Below are 2,995 nucleotides of genomic sequence, written 5' to 3'. Positions count from 1 at the left end.
CCATGGTCCCCGGATCCCCGTACCGGCGCAGGCGGGCCGCCTTCGCCGGCATGGCGGTCGCCGCGCTGGCCGCCGGCAGCCTGGCGGTGGCCGCACCCGCGACGGCCGCCACCACCCTGGCCGGCCTGGCCGCCGCCAAGGGCAAGGACATCGGCTTCGCGATGGCCCCGAACCGGATGAGCGAGACCGCCTACAAGACCATCGCCGACAACGAGTTCAACCTGGTCGTCGCCGAGAACGCGATGAAGTGGGACGCCACCGAGCCGACCCAGGGCCAGTTCCGCTGGACCGACGCCGACACGGTGGCCAACTACGCCGCCAGCACCGGCAAGGAACTGTACGGCCACACCCTGGTCTGGCACAGCCAACTGCCCGGCTGGGTGGGCAACCTCAGCGCCGACCAGCTCCGCTCGGCCATGAACAACCACATCACCACGGTGGTCAGCCGCTACCGGGGCAAGGTCAGCTCCTGGGACGTGGTCAACGAGGCGTTCTCCGACAACGGTGACGGTTCCCGGCGGAGCAACTCGGTGTTCCAGCAGAAGCTCGGGGACGGGTACATCGCCGAGGCGTTTCGCACCGCCCGGGCCGCCGACCCGAACGTCAAGCTCTGCATCAACGACTACAGCACCGACGGGATCAACGCGAAGAGCACCGGGCTGTACAACCTGGTCCGCAGCTTCAAGACGCAGGGCGTACCGATCGACTGCGTGGGCTTCCAGGCCCACCTGATCGTCGGCCAGGTCCCCGGTGACATGCAGGCCAACCTCCAGCGCTTCATCGACCTCGGGGTCGACGTGCGGGTCACCGAGCTGGACATCCGGATGCAGTTGCCGGCCGACGCGAACAAGCTCGCCCAGCAGGCCGCCGACTACAAGAAGGTCATGCAGATCTGCCTCAACCTCACCCGCTGCCAGGGCGTCACCATCTGGGGCATCACCGACCGCTACTCCTGGATCCCGGACGTCTTCCCCGGGCAGGGCGCGGCGCTGGTGTGGGACGAGAACTACCAGGCCAAGCCGGCGTACGCCGCGTTGACCGAGGCGCTGGGCGGTGGCGGGACCGGCGGGGACACCGTCGCGCCGACCGCCCCGGGCCAGCCGGTCGCGGGTACGGTCACCAGCAGCAGCGTCGCGCTGTCCTGGCCGGCGGCCACCGACAACGTGGGGGTCACCGGGTACACCGTCTACCGGGAGAACGGGGCGACCGACGTGGCGGTGGCCACCTCGACCGGCACCTCGGCGACGGTCAGCGGGCTCAGCGCCGCCACCGCGTACACCTTCTACGTGGTGGCCCGGGACGCCGCCGGCAACGTCTCGGCGGCCTCGCCGACGGTCACCGCCACCACCGGGGACGGCCCCGGGGGCGGCGGCGCCTGCCGGGTCGGCTACACCGTCAACCAGTGGAACACCGGGTTCACCGCGAACCTGACGGTCACCAACACCGGCACCAGCGCGGTGAACGGCTGGGCGCTCACCTTCGCCTTCTCCGCCGGGCAGACCGTCACCCAGTCGTGGAGCTCCCTCTACACCCAGTCCGGCAGCCAGGTGACGCTGCGCAACGAAGCCTGGAACGGCCAGATCGCGCCGGGCGCCTCGGTGAGCCTCGGCTTCAACGCCAACCACAACGGCAGCAACCCCGCGCCGACCGCGTTCAGCCTCAACGGCGCGGCCTGCACCCTGGGCTGACCCGCGCTCTGCCACCCGGGCGGTCGGTGCCCGGGTGGCGGCGCTGACCGGTGGGTTCCCGGCCGATCGGCCGGGAACCCACCGGTGTTCCGGTCACGGCGTCAGTGGCTCCGGACCTCGCGGTCGTCGCCGGCCGGGGTGGCCGCCCGGGTGCCGTCGCGGGTGGCGTCGCGGGTGGCGAGCAGGCTCCAGGCGATGGATCCGGCGAGGGTCACCGCGATGACCCCGAGGGTGACCGGAATGGGCAGCTTGCCGACCGGGGTCTCGGAGAGGATCAGCTTCACGCCGGCGAAGGCGAGCAGCAGCGCCAGGCCGTAGTGCAGGTGGGTGAAGCGGCGCAGCAGACCGGCCAGGCAGAAGTAGAGGCTGCGCAGGCCGAGGATGGCGAACGCGTTCGCGGTCCAGACGATGAACGTGCTGGTGGTGATGGCCAGGATCGCCGCGACCGAGTCGATGGCGAAGATCAGGTCGGTGGCCTCGACCGCGACCAGTACGACGAAGAGCAGGGTGGCCACCCGGCGACCGTCGATGCGGGTGAAGAACCGGTCCCCGTGGTACCGGGCGTCGGTCGGGACGATCCGCCGGACCAGTCGGACCACCGGGTTGCGGCCCGGGTCGATCTCCTGGCTGTGCGCGAACGCCATCCGCCAACCGGTCCAGACCAGGAACGCCCCGAACAGGTAGGCGGTCCAGAAGAAGGTCTCCAGCAGTTCGGCCCCGACGAAGATGAACCCGAGGCGGAACAGCAGCGCCCCCACCACGCCCCAGAAGAGCACCTTGTGCTGGTACGCGGGGGGTACCGCGAAGTACGTGAAGATCAGGGCGAAGACGAAGACGTTGTCGACCGAGAGGGCCTTCTCGATCAGGTAGCCGGCGTAGTACGCGCCGGCGGCCTCGTCACCCTGCCAGAGCCAGAGCACGATGCCGAAGGCCAGCCCGGCGGCGATCCAGACGCCGGACCAGACGGCGGCCTCCCGGAAGCCGATCACGTGGTTGTCGCGGTGCAGGAACAGGTCCACCGCGAGCATCGCCGCGATGGCGACGGTGAGGGCCACCCAGGCCCACCACGGTACGGACACGGGCATGGTGCGCTCCCTTCGACCGGCCGACGGGGATCGTCGGACTGGTGGTCGAAGGTCTCCCCGGACCGCCGGTACGGCGGCCCGTACCGCCGGGACCAGGTGGTCCGTACTGACGACGGTACGTCCGGTGGGCGGGTACTCCCCCTCGAATGTGGTTACAGTATTCACGAAACATGCTTCGCATGTCTAGGGGTGGCCGCTCCGGATCGGGGTGATGTGGGGGTG

2 protein-coding genes are annotated in these 2,995 nt (G+C 70.3%); one reads left to right on the top strand and one right to left on the bottom strand.

The genetic code is table 11. The features are described 5' to 3' along the window. Window positions 1–1,688 (top strand): endo-1,4-beta-xylanase (locus tag GSF22_RS32455; protein WP_208817729.1); only part of this gene is annotated, 1,688 nt, incomplete at its 5' end. A 101-nt stretch (window positions 1,689–1,789) separates the two neighbouring features. On the opposite strand, the gene GSF22_RS32450 is transcribed toward GSF22_RS32455, so the two are convergent. Further along, window positions 1,790–2,767: a TerC family protein gene (locus tag GSF22_RS32450; protein WP_208817730.1), complete on the bottom strand. Its 978-nt coding sequence runs from the start codon at window positions 2,765–2,767 to the stop codon at window positions 1,790–1,792. Window positions 2,768–2,995: the final 228 nt, after the last annotated feature.

This window comes from Micromonospora echinofusca (genome assembly GCF_017614955.1).
Classification (GTDB): Bacteria; Actinomycetota; Actinomycetes; order Mycobacteriales; family Micromonosporaceae; genus Micromonospora; species Micromonospora echinofusca_A.
The sequence above is the reverse complement of the archived record's forward strand: the minus strand, read 5'-3'. Positions and strand labels throughout refer to the sequence as shown.